This is a genomic window from Methylomonas sp. AM2-LC (assembly GCF_039904985.1).
GTDB lineage: Bacteria > Pseudomonadota > Gammaproteobacteria > Methylococcales > Methylomonadaceae > Methylomonas.
The window spans coordinates 3617247-3630821 of the sequence record NZ_CP157005.1; the positions used below are offsets into that span (position 1 = coordinate 3617247).

The window sequence follows — 13575 nt, forward strand, 5'->3', positions numbered from 1 at the left end:
TTCCCCATTACCATCAGTTTTTATGACAGCTGCAAAGTTTTACGATGTAGCGTAACTAGAATAAGTAGACCCGATGCCAACATAGCCCAAGTAGTCGGTTCTGGAATAGACTGAACATTGTTGGCTCCACCAATGGGTGACGATAAGACTGACAAATCCTGATAGTTACTGTCATTAATTGAAACTCTGGCAGCACCACTACCTGAACAACAATTTTCTGACCAATAAGCGATTAAGGTATGGTCACCCGCATTTATCGTCTGGGTGCTTGCCAGAATCTGACTGCTATTATTCCAGTTATAAGCCCACCACATATCCTTAGCATTATAGGCAATTTCCTTACCATCCAGATATAGAGCCCCACCGAAACCCGCATCTAAAGCAAATTGAAATCCTAAGCTTTCGGTGGAGGCTGCTGAGAATGAAATACTCAGTTCTTCGACCGAAAAATTATTTTCAGAAATACTGCTAGTGGATGTCAGAGTTGATTGTGTAATTTGTGAGTTTTGTGCAGCCCAAACTGCAGAGTAATCTGGGCTTGACGTGGTACTCAAAGGGTTACTACCCTGATAATTTCCAGCATCATTTGGTAGTACGGAATAATCTGTAATAGCACGTTGATCATAAGTAATTATCGCAGCCGAACCCACGGCAGGCAAAAGAGCAAGGCACGAAATTGAAGTATATAAAGCTGAGATAGCAAAAGTTTTTTTCATAATTCCATCCATAACAGAATATTGTTAGATGCAATGTATTGCATTTATTTGCGTTACTCATTGTACAAAGGTACTATTGATCACCCGTTTAAAACACTATATTTATGATGTGTTATGCAGTTATCAGAACCCGTATAAAAACTGTCGATTAGTTCAGTAAATTATACTGTCAACAACCCACCATTAATGATGAACAAAGCTTGTTCACTACCACTTTAAACATATCCCTAATAACACAATGCGCGTAGTGCACTCCAGATATGTGGACAACTTTGCAATTGATCTCGGAGAATTGGCAATATGAAAATAATCAGCCTAGGTCTGATAGCCGTATTTTTGTTGAGTGCATGCGTATCCAAACAGCATTTTCGCACTGATATTTCTGCGATACCTTGCCAAGTCAACAGCCAACAAAATTGTTTGCATGCCAACCTTATTCAAAACGAGGATGATGCATTTACTTTAGGCTTTGTAGAAATCGATGATCAAGGCCAGTTTTATGATAATCGCCAAGTAGAAACGCTGATCAAAACCTTAAAAAATCAGACACAAGCACAATATGTTACCCTATATGTACATGGGTGGCACCATAATGCCGATGCCGATGATTCTAGTATTAGCCGTTTTAAAACGCTGTTAACAGACACTAAACGCCGACATCCGCAATTATCAGTAACAGGTATTTATATAGGTTGGCGAGGTGAAACGCTAACTCTGCCAGGATTGCGCGCCCTAACCTTTGCAGACCGTAAGCTAGTCAGTGAAGAAGTCGGACGGAATGCCTTGCTGGATTTTTTATTACAGGTGGAAACCGCTGTCAAAGTACAGGGAAATGCAGAAAACCGACTCATTACCATAGGTCATAGTTTGGGTGCTTCGGTTACATTCAATGCCTTATATCCAATATTACTTCAGCATTTGCTCCAACCTGAAGATAACAGCGTACGAAAAGGCTTTGGCGATTTGGTGGTTTTAATCAATCCTGCTTTTGAAGCGACTCGCTATACAACCTTGCGTCATGCTGCACAACGTTATGCACAACAATTTCAATTTAGTCCGCAGCAAAATCCACTTTTAGTGGTCGCGACTTCAGCAAACGATCTTATTACTAAACTGGACTTTTCGTTAAGCAGACAAGTGACGACGCTGTTTGAACAGCATCGCATGCTGGATAACCATACTCAGGAATTACAAGCACCGCTTTCTGAGTGGGAACTGGATACTACTTCGATTGGACATTTTCATCCTTTTATTACCCATCGATTGCAAACTCACGCCGCCCTAACTGATCAATATCATTGTTCTACCAGCACGGGTTGGTTAAATCTGGCTGTTGAAAGACAAACAACAACATTAGCGACTGGCTGGGATACAGGTGACAATATCAGCCAGCCCGCTTTATTTACAGACAGCAGTCAATTGCAAGTTAGCCATTTACAAAACTCGACCAATTATGATCCGTATTGGGTGGTACAAACCGATAGCAGCATTTTTCCAACTCACGGCTTCATCACCCAACCCAATTTTTGGTGTTTTATTGATCAACTGGTGGAACAGGCAGTGGATTGAGTGATCTATAAAATGTTAATAATGTATTGACTGACTAACATCAATAGAAGAGCACATCTGCCCTAGCCTGATATGTTTAGGAATCGAAATGAAATATACCTGCCTACCGATTACTTTATTAGTACTTAGCTGTATTGTATTAAGCAGCAATATTTATGCGCATACGAGTGGAGGACATAGCAACGGCCATGCGGGCGGCCATCATCATGCCAGAGGGAATTTTAGTGGCTGGTACTACGGAGGTGGGTTTGGCAACTATGCGAGTTTTGCTGTTCCAGCACCTTATATAGTGCCAGTCAGCATTAATGGTTTTGGTGGCCTCTATTATGGCATGGGCTACCCTAATCGCTACGGCTATGCCTACCCTGATTCTTATCCTTATTACTCAACTTCAAGTCTTGTCATACAACAGGGTAACCCGGTATATATGCAACAATCTCCACAACCCGTTGCACAGGTGTCATCCTCTCCAACAGCGATAGAAGCGGAAAATACTACTACCACTCAACATCAAAACGAAGCGGGCTATTGGTATTTTTGTCGTGACACCAAGGCCTATTATCCTTATGTTAGCTCCTGCTCACAGGACTGGGAAAAGGTTGCGCCCATTAAACCACAAGAGTAATTAATGATGACCCAGTACTTTAGTACTGGTACTAAAAGGACATTGCCTGTGCGAAAAAATTATTGTCTAATCGTGATAATGAAATCCGTCTATTAACAGCGGTTTCAAATAACGATAACAATAATTACAAAAGGTGAACGCTATGAAATTGCCAGCACACAGACTCTTGCTTTCGTTCATGATAACCAGCCTTATTGGCCTAACTACCTATTGTCAAAACAGTTGGGCCGATAATCCATGCAAGCTTGGAGAGGCGGGAAAAGTGCTGGATGAAGCCCGTTGTGTGGGACGTAACGCAACCAGTTTACCAGGTGCGGACGAAGACTATTTTCAGGACATGGACAACGGCGTCTCTAAGCATCCCGCAGAAGTCGCGGCTACTTTAGCACCCTACATTCCAGGAATTACTCCAGAAGACGCAGTAAAACGCCTTGCCATTGGTCGGAATAACTGGATAGTCTGGACAGCGGGTAACGACCGTTTCTGGGATAAAATAGGCTACAACAGTCGTGGTAATCTGGATTTTCTGAAAACCCTATCCAATCATCCCAGTTTAGTTTTTAGTCGCAGTAATCGCTGGGAATATTTAGGCTTGGTCAATGAACCCTGCTTTAAAAAACCTGACAAACCCCGTGCTGATCGTTTCGGCTTATGGCTGGATGAACGCTCTGCAGATTGCCCTAAAGACCCGTTTGAAAATGAAGAAAAATATCCGGGCGTTAAAATAGGTGCGCGCGGCAAAAACATACCCTTAGGTTCGTATTATGGATATGCAACTGGTATTGTCGGTTTGCGCCTGTTCCCCAATCCCGAGTTCGACGAAAATGCCCAAAAAAAATGGGACCCGGAACGTTATTACAATGATGAAAAATATTACAACGACAAAAACCTGATCAGACCTTATCGGGTAGGCATGTCTTGTGGTTTTTGCCATGTAGGTCCTAACCCGACTAATCCCCCCAAAGACCCAGAAAATCCAAAATGGGAAAATCTTAATTCTAACCCTGGCGCTCAATATTTCTGGATAGACAGAATTTTTACCTGGAATGCTGACCATAGCAATTTCCCCTATCAATTATTTCATACCTCACGACCCGGCGCTCTGGATACATCGTTAGTCTCTAGTGACTACATCAACAATCCACGTACCATGAATGCGGTCTATAATTTGGCCGCTCGTTTACAGAATGCCAAAAAATTTGGCATGGAAAAACTGGGTAGTGGCAATATTGATAACAAACAGCTTAATGAGTATGCCCCTGCCGGCAGCCCGCTGAATGATTTTTACAAAGCACCTAACACAGTCTTTACGCCACGCGTATTGAAAGACGGCTCGGATTCGGTAGGGGCGCTGGGAGCCTTAAATCGAGTATACATTAATATTGGTTTGTTTAGTGAAGAATGGTTGGAGCATTTTAACCCACTGATTGGCGGTAAACCCATCTCGCCTATGCCGATTAAATCTTCTCGTCAAAATTCGGCCTATTGGGAAGCTAATGAAAGCCAAACCCCTAATTTGGCCCTATTTTTTCTAGCCAGTGCACAACCCGATTATTTGAAAAACGCACCTGCCTCTGATACATATCTTAGTAAAGATACTCAGGTATTGGCGCAAGGTAAAAACATTTTTGGCGAACGTTGCGCCCGCTGTCATTCCAGTAAGCTTCCAGATAAAGCTTATAGCTTTTTTCCAAATGGCTGTGTGGGTAAAGATTATCTGACCTGCTGGAATAATTATTGGAAATGGACGGGAACAGCCGAATTTAAATCGGCAATCAAAGAAATTGTCAGTAAAGATGATTTTCTAAAAGACAATTTCTTATCCACTGATTTACGCGTACCTGTTACTTTACTGGAAACCAACGCTTGCAGCCCTTTGGCCACTAACGCCATTGCCGGAAATATCTGGAATGACTTTTCCTCAGAATCCTACAAACAATTACCTGCAGTTGGTAATTACACGGTGCATTATCCGTTTGCAGATGACAAAGGCATAGTTAAACCCTGGAAATACAATATGCCAGCTGGCGGACGTGGCTATACACGTCCAGCGTCTTTAATCAGTTTATGGTCAACAGCACCTTTCCTACTTAACAATAGTGTCGGCGACTTTTACTGGAAACCGGATGTAGACTCGCGGATGCAATCATTCAACAGTTCCATTGAGCAAATGTTGTGGCCGGAAAAACGTAAGGGCAATGTTCAATTCCAAACAGTTTCTGGAAAAATGTTACCTGGCTGGATAGACACCACTACAGAAAAAAGCTTTTTACGTGTACCCAGCGGTTATTTGCCCAAATTGCTTGATGAGTTGATCTCTGTAATTAAGGGTGGCAAATTTGTCGATGAAAAAGGTCTGGAACTGGGGCCTATTCCTGCTGGCACCCCGGTTAGTTTACTCAGCAATATCGACCTGGACAAACGTGAAGGCGTCATCAATCGCGTCGAACACGATGTTCAATTACTAAAACTGCTCAAAAAAATCAAATCTGATCTATTGGCTTTACCTAAAGATGCCAGTGATGAAGAAGCGCGTAAAGTGTTTAGTAATCTGGCTGAACCCTTAGTCAAAAACAGCAAATGTCCTGACTACATTGTCAATCGCGGCCATTATTTTGGGACAGACTACTATCAGGATACCCAAGCTGAACCCGGTCTAAGCGATGCCGATAAACGCGCTTTAATCGAATTCTTAAAAACATTTTAAGTGTTCGATTTTTTCAAGTGGAATGCGTGCTAACTAGCGACATTCCACTTGAAACCTACCTCAGTTTAAAGCAAATCATCAAGACTATCACTCATTGTCAGACTCGATCTGTATCGATAGCCTTGATTGCAGGAGAACAACTATTATGAACGCAATAAATAACACAGAATATGAATACATTGTGGTTGGTTCGGGTGCAGGTGGCGGTACAATAGCTGCCAGACTGGCAGAACAGGGCAAAAAAGTACTGGTACTGGAAGCCGGTAGCGATCCCAAACAATTACAAGGCGATGATAAGGCTTTTCCCGGTGAGAAGCGGCTACCACAAGACTACGAAGTACCAGTTTTTCATACCTTTGCCAGCGAAAACTCAGCAATCAGTTGGGATTATTTTGTCCGTCATTATGCTGATTTGGCGACACAGGAAAAAGACGATAAATTTATCCGCGCTGAAGATGGCGTTTTGTACCCACGTACCGGTGCCTTGGGCGGTTGTACTGCGCATAATGCCATGATAAGCGTCTACCCCCACAATGCAGACTGGGATGACATCGTTCAGCTAACAGGTGATGCCAGCTGGAGTGCCACGCAGATGCGCCAGTATTTTGAAAACTTCGAAACCTGTCAGTACCGCCCTATTCTGCGCTTTTGGGCAAAATTAGGTTTTAACCCGTCAAAACACGGCTGGAACGGCTGGTTTCAGACCGAAGCGGCACTGCCTTTGCAAGCGTTGGCAAAAGACAAAATCCTTATATTATCAGTCATCGAAAGTGCACTTAAAGCGGCAGAAGCACTCCCCAATTTACTGGCACGCTTAAAATGGTTTTTTACCGGGCTTGGCGATCCGAATGATTGGCGACTTGTACAAAAAAACGCCACGGGCTTGCATTTTACGCCACTAGCAACAAAGCACGGCAAACGACATAGTACCCGCGAACGCCTTTTGGACGTACAGGCTGCGCATCCAGACTACTTAACCATAGAACTGGATGCATTGGTCAGCAAAGTCATTATTGATAAAAATAGGCGTGCTATCGGCGTTGAATACTTAAAAGGCGAAAAGCTGTATCGAGCGCATTCTAATCCCAGCCAAATGCCTGGTAAGCCCAATCAGGTATTTGCTTCACAGGAAGTAATCTTGTCTGGCGGTGCTTTTAATACGCCACAACTATTAATGCTGTCTGGCATTGGTCCCAAAGCGGAGCTGGACAAACACGCTATTCCGGTCGTATTGGATTTACCCGGCGTTGGAGCCAATTTGCAGGACCGTTATGAAGTGGGAGTGGTTAACCGGATGCAAAAAAACTGGGAGGTACTTGAAGGAGTCACCTACAGTAGTGATGATCCGCAATACCAGGAATGGCAAAACAAACATAAAGGTGTGTATACCACTAATGGAGCGGTATTGGCTGTGATCAAACGCTCGTTGGCAGAGCAACCGTTACCTGATTTGTTTTGTTTTGCGGTATTGGGTAAATTTAAAGGCTATTTTCCAGGCTATTCAAAATTAATTAGAGACGATCTTAACTACTTAACCTGGGCAATCCTCAAAGCTCACACTTTAAACCGCGCCGGTGAAGTGAAATTAAGTTCTGCTGACCCTCGTGACCGACCTTACATCAATTTCCGCTATTTTGAGGAAGGTAGTGATAGCCAGGGTAAAGACCTGGATGCGGTATTGGAAGGCATAAAGTTTGTGCGCAAAATTACCCGGCCATTAATTGAGCAAGGTATCCTGACTGAAGAACTGCCTGGCCCTGCCCTACAATCTGATACAGAGTTACGCGACTTTATTCGCAACAATGCCTGGGGACACCATGCCTCCTGTACCTGTCCGATTGGTAGTGACTCTGATCCACTTGCAGTTCTGGACAGCGACTTTAGAGTGCGCGGCATTAAGGGACTCCGTGTGGTAGATGCCTCTGTGTTCCCCAAAATACCCGGATTTTTTATTGTTACCTCGATTTATCTGATTGCAGAAAAGGCAGCTGATGTGATTCTTAAGCAAAATCATGGACATTAGTGAATTCAGCTAACTTGTAGAGAATAAATTACTTGCCTGTGATGGTAGAAAATGAATTGTCCGTTGCTGGTGCGCTCAGTCGAGTCCTGAATTGACTGCGCATTCCGACAGAGGGGTTACTTGAAACAGACAGTGGTTTGAGCGGTATCTACAAACGCATCGAAAATATTTATCCGTCTTCTGGCACTAATTAGGGCAGACACAGTCCTAATGATTAAATGGTTGGAGTCGAAATGAAATATACACGCATGATTGCCGTATTATTAGTACTTTGCAGCAATGCCTTAACTAGCAATGTTTTTGCCCATGGCGGTGGCGGTCACGGCGGAGGTCACGGCGGCGGTGGCGGGCATTGGGGTGGCGGTTATAATCGAGGTGGCTATGGTGGTTACGGCGGCGCTTATGCGCTGGGTGCTATGGTAGGTTTAGGCGGCCTCTATTATGGTAGCATGGGCTACCCTTACAATTACGGTTATAACTACCCATACTATTCACAATCGGCCATGCCAATACAGCAGGCTGCTCCGGTTTATATTCAGCAATCGGCCCAACCCGCAACCATACCCCCACCTCCTGCAGCACTTGCACAACCTGGGCAAAACTCAGCCACTAACAACCAAAATGTGGCAGGTAATTGGTATTTCTGCCGTGAATCGAATGCTTATTATCCGTATGTGAACACTTGTCCAAATGGATGGGAACAAGTTGCACCGACGCCACCGCAATAGTAATAACCTAACTATACTCCCAGCTTATTAATATTTAGGTAAAGCTCAACATTAATGACTTTTTGTTCGTGCTGGATCACTCGGTGGATTTACTACCGAATTACCTTTAAATCACATTTGGAAGACAGCAGCAAACGACGTCTGATAGCAATGTCACTTTTACTATTGAAAAAACGAAATCAATAAACTGAGGCATAACCAATGACTACTCAATATTACGAAGCTGTTGCTGAAATACCTGTTGATCACTGTCTACGTTTGCAACTTCCCCCAGAAATCCCCATTGGACTTGTACGTGTCGCCATTATTTATGATCGAGATAATGACAATGCAGGACAAAGTATTAAAAACCTGTTGGGCTCAATGCCAGATGTGTGTGAGGTTGACGATTATCGCCGTAATCATGATTTGGGCAGAGAGGCTTTGCATCAGCAGAAAACCTTGAATTATGGCTTACTAGTGTAGAAACCGACATGAAAGAAGGGATTCTTCCAGTTACCATCAGTACTGCTGAGCGTTGGGGGCGGTTAAATGTGGCAGACCCATTTCCAGTTGTTGACAGTTTACTTGCTGCAACAGCACTTGAGCATGATTTGATTCTAGTAACCAGTAATGTTGAGGTTATGCAACGTACCGAGATCCAATTATTAAACCCTTTTACGGTTTAGTATCACATGGTTTGTACATCGCATATTTAGCTGATAATCTACACTGTTTTAAATACCCTCTGCTTGAGAATATGCATACCAGTAGTGTTGAAGTTATTGCCAAACAAAGTCAAATCGCCGCCAGACAGCTAGCGTCCAGTTCTGAAAAACTGCGTAATCTAGCGCTAGTAAAAATGGCTGAGGCACTGGAAGCAGTTAAGCATCAGGTGCTGGAGGTTAATGCTCAGGAAGTATGGCAAGCCCGACAAGAGGGTCAGTCTGAGGCGATGGTTAAGCGTTTAACCATAGACGATAAAGTATTTCAATACATGCTTTCCAGACTTAGAAAAGTGGCGCAAAATCCTGATCCGCTGAACCGAGTGCTGGAAGGACATACCAACCCGAACGGGCTTAGGGTATACAAAAAATCGGTGCCACTTGGCGTTATCGGCATAATTTATGAATCACGACCCAATGTGACTAGCGATGCCGCTGCTGTTTGTATTAAAAGTGGTAATGCGGTTATCTTGCGCGGTGGCTCTGAAGCACTGCAAACCAATATCTTGTTAGCGGATGCCATGATGGCAGGTACGCTAAGCGCAGGGCTGCCAGAAAATAGCATTCAGATTATCCGCACCCCCGGCCACGAGGCTGTGAACGAATTGCTAACAATGGATGCTTATGTGGATGTATTAATTCCACGAGGTGGTAAAGGCTTGATTAAACGCATTGCCGAAGGTACCCGCATTCCGGTAATAAAACATTACGATGGTATTTGCCATCTTTATATTGCTGAAGATGCCAACCCCACTCAAGCCATAGAGCTGGCGATTAACTCAAAATGCCAAAGCATTCAGGTGTGTAATGCACTGGAGACCCTGTTAGTGGATAGGCAGTGTGCTGATCAACTATTACCTTTGCTACGCAGCGAATTCGATGCCCACCATATCGAGCTGCGTGGCTGTAGCCAAACGCAACAAATATTGCCGGATATTGCCGCAGCCACAGAAGAGGATTGGTCTACCGAATACCTGGCCCCTATTCTTTCTATAAAGATTGTTGACGGAATTGATGAGGCTATTGCACACATCAATCACTATGGTTCTAAACACACCGACAGCATTGTTACGCAAAGCCTGGCCATGGCGCAACAATTTGAACAACAGGTTGATTCGGCTTCGGTATTGATTAATGCTTCAACCCGTTTATCAGGTGGTGGCGATTATGGGCTGGGATCGGTCATCGGTATTAGCACAGATAAACTGCATGCGCGTGGACCGGTTGGGCCTAGCGAGCTAACAACCTACAAATGGGTGGCGTATGGAGACGGTCATTTGCGCAGTTAGCCTGCTTAGCCATTATGCCTGCACGGGTTTACGCATAGTTACAAATTCCTCAGCTGCGGTAGGATGGATGCCTATCGTAGAATCGAAAATTGCTTTGGTGGCACCTGCACGAATGGCAACGGCAATACCCTGCATGATTTCGCCCGCATCAGCACCCACCATGTGTACACCCAACACTTTATCGTTACTGCGTCTGACCACCATTTTCATCAGGGTTTTTTCGCCTAAACCCGATAAAGTGTGTTTCATCGGCGTAAACACCGATTTGTAGATATCAATATCTGTATACCTGTTTCTGGCCTGCGCTTCTGTCAAACCCACAGTGCCAATATTTGGCTGACTGAAAACTGCGGTTGGAATATTGTCGTAATCGACAGGTGTTGATTGACCGGTATAACAGTGGTTAACAAAGGCCATCGCTTCGGCAGTGGCCACCGGGGTTAAATTAACACGATTGGCAACATCACCCAAAGCGTAAACTGAATCAATATTGGTTTGGTAATATTGATCAATTTTAATAGCACCTGATTCTGTCATTTCTACCCCCAACGCCTCCAGCCCCAAATCCTGTGTATTGGGCTTTCTGCCAGTGGCATACAAAATCAGGTCAGCGGCAAGGGGTTGATCCTGATCGGTATAGGCCAGCAAACCGCTAGCGGTTTTCTCAATACGCTCGATTTGAGTATTAAAATGAATAGCAATGCCTTTTTTTATCATTTCCTGCGCAACAAAATCACGGATATCGTCATCGAAACCACGTAATAATTGATTACCGCGATGACACAAGCTGGTTTTTACCCCCAGTCCGTGCATAATGCCTGCAAATTCAACGGCAATGTAGCCACCGCCCACAATTAAAATCCGTTCGGGTAATTGGCTTAATGCAAACATCTCATTAGAGGTTGCGATCAATTCTTTACCGGGAATATCCGATATGGAAGGCTGCGCACCGCTAGCAATAAGAATACGTTCGCAGCGGAATTGTTGTTCACCCACTGCTACGGTATGGGCATCCAGCAAGCGTGCTTGTCCAGTAATCACCTGCACACCTGAGTTATCGAGCAAACCTTGATACACACCTTGCAAGCGACCAATTTCCCGATCTTTTTGCGCCAGTAACTGCTGCCAATTAAATTGTGGCTGTGTGAGAGACCAACCAAAGCCTTGGGCAGCCCTAAAATCTTCATGAAAATGCGAGGCATATACAAACAATTTTTTGGGTACACAGCCCACATTGACACAGGTACCGCCCAAATGTGTCTGTTCGGCAATAGCCACCCTTATTCCCAATCCAGCCGCCATCCGTGCAGCACGGACGCCGCCAGAACCTGCACCGATTACAAATAAATCGACATCGTAGTTAGTCATTTACATTAACTCCTGTTAAAAGAAAAATGAAACCGGATCGAAAATGTTTAATTCGACCCGGTTGTAAAATTAACGCTGTTGCAAATAGGCAAGCATGGTATCTACATCACTGACCGTAAATGGATCTTCTGGATGATTGTCGGCCTGACCGGGTTCGCTGAATAATTTAACAATCTGACCATCTTCTACCAACATCGAGTAGCGCCAGGAGCGATAGCCAAAACCTAGATTCTCTTTTTTCACCAACATACCCATACCGCGTGTAAAATCACCATTGCCATCGGGCAACATTTTTACATTATGAATACCAAGGTGTTTTCCCCATTGGAACATGGTGAAAGCATCATTTACACTCAGGCAATACACTTCATCTATACCTTGAGCAATGATTTGCTGATATTTTGCTTCATAACCTGGCAAATGCGTGCTGGAACAAGTGGGGGTAAAGGCACCGGGCAATGCAACAATAATGATTTTTTTGCCTTTGAAAATGTCATCACTGCTAACATCTTGCCAACGAAATGGATTGTCGCCACCAATACTTTCGTCACGCACGCGGGTTTTGAATATACTATTAGGAACAGGGGTAGTCATGGTTATTCTCCAGTTAAATAAGTTCATAAGGCTTCAACAGCCGGCTTGCGCTGTTTACCACCATACTAGAATCGGTTTTGATTCAGTACGGGGTTAGTGTACCGAGAAATTATTACCAAATAAAATCGATTGATTTTATAATAACAATAGATATTATCTATACACTCTCAATTTATGAATCTCAGAGATCTACATTATTTGGTTGCCGTTGCAGAATTGCGTAGTTTTGTACAAGCAGCTGAGCGTTGTTTTATCAGCCAGCCAACCTTAAGCATGCAAATCAAAAAGCTGGAGGAAAGCCTGGGAGTACAAATTTTCGAGCGCAGCAACAAAAAAGTGCTGCCTACCGAAGTGGGGCAACAAATCATTATTTCTGCAAAGCGAATATTGCAAGAAGCAGAAACCATCAAACAAATGGCAGCAAGCGCTCAGGACCCATTAGCAGGTAATTTAAGATTGGGTGCCTTCCCCACTTTATCTACTTACCTATTTCCAGCGCTGGTTACCGCGATTAAGGAAACATTGCCGCGTATGCGTCTGATATTGGTGGAAGAAAAAACGGATATATTGATACAGCAATTGAAAAATGGAAGCTTGGATGCTGCTCTGCTAGCCTTGCCGATTAACGAAGAACTTTTGGAATCAGTGGAATTATTCGACGACGAATTTTTATTGGCTGTGCAGAGTGACCATAGTTTGACGGCAAAATCTCAGGTAGAAGCCTCTGATTTATTTGGGCAGCAATTATTGCTGCTGGATGAAGGCCATTGTCTGCGTGGACAAGCCTTACAAGTCTGCCAAATTATGGGTGCCGAAGAACAACAAGATGTACGTGCAACCGGACTGGAGACACTGCGGCAAATGGTATACGCCGGAACAGGCATCACATTTATGCCAAGCATAGCCGTGCGTAAAGCAGATAAAGGCATTTGCTATATCCCCTTTGTGACACCCGCACCCCAACGTACCATTGGCTTGGTTTGGCGCAAAACCACGGCACGCAAAGCGTTAATGGCAAAATTAACCCAATTAGTGCAGCAAGTTGCAAAGAGTTAAGTATATATACGTAACGCATCAATCCCGACAAAAGCGATTCATTGTGTTCAGCCCACCCAACTGCCTATGGGTTTAAATGATAAGATTATGAGGTTATCACTCAGTCAACAAGCACTATTTAGCGTTTTGAAGCATGCCACTCAATGCAGCAAATAAATACAATCCCCAAGCGTTAATCATTTTCCTAAGGAGCTTT

Annotated in this window: 12 protein-coding genes; 9 read left to right on the forward strand and 3 right to left on the reverse strand. The window is 43.9% G+C overall.

From position 1 onward, the window contains the following. Nucleotides 1-20: 20 nt before the first annotated feature. Nucleotides 21-716: a CCXG family PEP-CTERM protein gene (locus ABH008_RS16155; protein ID WP_347986643.1), complete on the reverse strand. Its 696-nt coding sequence runs from the start codon at nucleotides 714-716 to the stop codon at nucleotides 21-23. 300 nt (nucleotides 717-1016) lie between these two features. Between ABH008_RS16155 and ABH008_RS16160 the strand changes: the two genes are divergently transcribed. From ABH008_RS16160 to ABH008_RS16195, 8 genes are all read left to right on the forward strand, one after another. Next, a complete protein-coding gene (locus ABH008_RS16160) occupies nucleotides 1017-2285 on the forward strand; it encodes a hypothetical protein (protein WP_347986644.1) in 1269 nt (422 codons plus the stop codon). A gap of 88 nt (nucleotides 2286-2373) precedes the next feature. Continuing rightward, on the forward strand, nucleotides 2374-2910 hold the full coding sequence (locus ABH008_RS16165; protein ID WP_347986645.1) for a hypothetical protein: 537 nt from the start codon (nucleotides 2374-2376) through the stop codon (nucleotides 2908-2910). A gap of 142 nt (nucleotides 2911-3052) precedes the next feature. After that, nucleotides 3053-5617 (forward strand): hypothetical protein, encoded by a 2565-nt coding sequence (locus tag ABH008_RS16170; RefSeq protein ID WP_347986646.1) that lies wholly within the window; start codon nucleotides 3053-3055, stop codon nucleotides 5615-5617. Nucleotides 5618-5762: 145 nt separating this feature from the next. Next, nucleotides 5763-7640, forward strand: a complete 1878-nt coding sequence (locus ABH008_RS16175; protein WP_347986647.1) for a GMC family oxidoreductase — start codon at nucleotides 5763-5765, stop codon at nucleotides 7638-7640. A gap of 233 nt (nucleotides 7641-7873) precedes the next feature. Further along, the gene (locus tag ABH008_RS16180; RefSeq protein WP_347986648.1) at nucleotides 7874-8368 is read left to right on the forward strand and encodes a hypothetical protein; all 495 of its coding nucleotides are present in this window, start codon (nucleotides 7874-7876) and stop codon (nucleotides 8366-8368) included. 201 nt (nucleotides 8369-8569) lie between these two features. Then, nucleotides 8570-8833 carry a hypothetical protein gene (locus tag ABH008_RS16185; RefSeq protein ID WP_347986649.1) on the forward strand — a complete coding sequence of 88 codons (264 nt, stop codon included), beginning with the start codon at nucleotides 8570-8572 and terminating at the stop codon, nucleotides 8831-8833. An 8-nt stretch (nucleotides 8834-8841) separates the two neighbouring features. Further along, on the forward strand, nucleotides 8842-9036 hold the full coding sequence (locus tag ABH008_RS16190) for a hypothetical protein (protein WP_347986650.1): 195 nt from the start codon (nucleotides 8842-8844) through the stop codon (nucleotides 9034-9036). 71 nt (nucleotides 9037-9107) lie between these two features. Then, entirely contained in the window at nucleotides 9108-10361 is a 1254-nt protein-coding gene (locus ABH008_RS16195) for a glutamate-5-semialdehyde dehydrogenase (protein ID WP_347986651.1), read from the forward strand. A 12-nt stretch (nucleotides 10362-10373) separates the two neighbouring features. On the opposite strand, the gene gor is transcribed toward ABH008_RS16195, so the two are convergent. Both gor and ABH008_RS16205 read right to left on the reverse strand, forming a co-directional pair. Then, nucleotides 10374-11729 carry a glutathione-disulfide reductase gene (gene gor / locus ABH008_RS16200; protein WP_347986652.1) on the reverse strand — a complete coding sequence of 452 codons (1356 nt, stop codon included), beginning with the start codon at nucleotides 11727-11729 and terminating at the stop codon, nucleotides 10374-10376. 69 nt (nucleotides 11730-11798) lie between these two features. After that, nucleotides 11799-12323, reverse strand: a complete 525-nt coding sequence (locus tag ABH008_RS16205) for a peroxiredoxin (protein WP_347986653.1) — start codon at nucleotides 12321-12323, stop codon at nucleotides 11799-11801. Between the two features lie 174 nt (nucleotides 12324-12497). Here ABH008_RS16205 and ABH008_RS16210 point away from each other — a divergent pair, with 174 nt between their 5' ends. Further along, complete coding sequence (locus ABH008_RS16210; protein ID WP_347986654.1) at nucleotides 12498-13379, forward strand: LysR substrate-binding domain-containing protein; 882 nt, start codon at nucleotides 12498-12500, stop codon at nucleotides 13377-13379. The last annotated feature ends 196 nt before the right edge of the window (nucleotides 13380-13575 follow it).